Source organism: Kitasatospora sp. NPDC058444 (assembly GCF_042721415.1).
Taxonomy (GTDB): Bacteria; Actinomycetota; Actinomycetes; order Streptomycetales; family Streptomycetaceae; genus Kitasatospora.
Genome location: NZ_JBHXLL010000102.1, coordinates 1 through 1,360, shown reverse-complemented (window position 1 = coordinate 1,360; position 1,360 = coordinate 1). Strand labels below are relative to the sequence as shown.

The following is a 1,360-nucleotide window of genomic DNA, read 5'->3' as shown; positions in this document are numbered from 1 at the left end:
ATCGCATCCAACCCTCTTCTATCGCATATAGTCGCGGACTCTATGTCTACGTCTGGCTTAGAGCTACGAGGTTACATCGCGCGTCAGGTTATGACCATGAGAGGAGGGGATAGGCCCAAAAACGCCCATGATGAATTTGGAGATGTTTCTGTCATGCCACGTTCTCAATGGGAACCATGGATAGTGCTGAGAAAGCCTCTAGATGGAAGGGTTCAGGATAATCTACGAAAGTGGAAAACAGGTGGATTCAGGAGAATTTCAGCTGACAGGCCATTTGGCGATGTCATTAAATCTCATCCGACGCCAGCACATGAAAAAAAGATAGCGCCACATCCGTCATTAAAGCCGCAAAATTTCATGAGGCAATTAGTGAGGGCAGTGCTTCCTTTAGGAGAGGGGATTATTCTCGATCCATTTATGGGGGGCGGCTCCACATTAGCAGCTGCAAACCATATAGGTTATGAGAGCATTGGAGTTGAAATAGACCGGGAGTTCTTTGATTTGGCGGAGAAAGCTATCCCCGCGCTATCAGCCCTTCCAAGCAAGGAAAATAACTAAACTAAATCCTTGTAAACCCAGCTTTCTCTGAGCTTCTTCAACCCTTCTTTGTGAAGGGTTGCTGTTCTGGTTCCTAATGCACCACGATCATTACGACGGAAGTCATTTTCATCAACGTGGCAAAGATATACCTCGGTAAATTTCATCGACTTTCTGTCTGAGGCCGGTTCAGTCTCATTATCTACATTGTAGACAAATACGCACATCCATTGAGATCTTGCCCCATGAGTATCGACGGCACCCCCATTTTTCCTGGTGGTTTTTATTTCAATGCCGTCTTCCCCTGAGGAGATACTGTCATTCGGATACTTGCCTCTAACAACTAGGTCTGGATGTCCATTGAAATGCTTGTTTTCAACAAGTGATCTTGAAAATTTAGCGAGGGAAGCTGTGATCATATCTGAAATGAGGCCAGACATAGCTGCTGGTCTCATCATGTCATCAAGCCTATGCAATCCTTTGTTTGATAGTAAATTGTTCACATCATGGAAGAAGTCATAAATATCTTCCATTGCGTGCTCAAAATCACTAATCCTTAGCGAATACGGCAGATCGAGCTCTGGGTTAAACCCCTGTCGATTAACTACTGACCTGTCTTGCATCTTAGTTCCTTGAATAAGATATAAAAGTTCGAAAGCTCTTTGTCATATCTTACCAAGAAGATCCTTGACGATCATTGTCGTTTGGGCGTAGCCTCTTGAAACGAAAAAACCGCCTGGGGAGGCGGTTTAATCGAAGGTTAAGTCAGTTGGGGAACTGCTTAACCAGGTAACTGGCTTGGTGGAGCGCAGATACCAAATAC

The 1,360-nt window shown here is 44.7% G+C and carries 2 protein-coding genes; one reads left to right on the top strand and one right to left on the bottom strand.

Annotated features, from left to right (window positions below):
* A partial coding sequence (locus tag ACFWP2_RS39600) for a DNA methyltransferase (protein ID WP_380460981.1) occupies window positions 1-558 on the top strand: 558 nt, incomplete at its 5' end.
* Here ACFWP2_RS39600 and ACFWP2_RS39595 read toward each other — a convergent pair.
* The gene (locus tag ACFWP2_RS39595) at window positions 555-1,160 is read right to left on the bottom strand and encodes a hypothetical protein (RefSeq protein ID WP_069475750.1); all 606 of its coding nucleotides are present in this window, start codon (window positions 1,158-1,160) and stop codon (window positions 555-557) included. The two genes, ACFWP2_RS39600 and ACFWP2_RS39595, sit on opposite strands and share 4 nt — an antisense overlap.
* Window positions 1,161-1,360: the final 200 nt, after the last annotated feature.

Bases quoted from the DNA above. Each gene is read 5' to 3' on its own strand.
- ACFWP2_RS39595 (WP_069475750.1), bottom strand. From the start codon at position 1,160: ATGCAAGACAGGTCAGTAGTTAATCGACAGGGGTTTAACCCAGAGCTC.